The 277-nt window shown below is 38.3% G+C and carries 1 protein-coding gene; it reads left to right on the forward strand.

Features of this window, described 5'->3' with window-relative positions:
* Positions 1 to 277 (forward strand): NAD(P)-dependent oxidoreductase (locus SB775_RS29080; protein WP_410864683.1); only part of this gene is annotated, 277 nt, incomplete at both ends.

Raw genomic sequence — 277 nt, forward strand, 5'->3', positions numbered from 1 at the left:
TTTTACCTGGAAAAACAATTGGCATTATTGGAGGCGGCCAGCTTGGAAGAATGATGGCGTTGGCAGCTAAGGAAATGGGTTATAAAATTGCTGTTTTAGATCCTACAAAGCATTCACCATGTGCACAAGTTGCTGATGTTGAAGTCGTTGCACCATATGACGATTTAAAAGCAATTCAGCATTTAGCAGAGATAAGCGACGTTGTCACATATGAATTTGAGAATATTGATTATAGATGTTTACAATGGCTTGAAAAACATGCTTACTTACCACAAGG

It is taken from the genome of Peribacillus sp. SIMBA_075 (assembly GCF_046534585.1).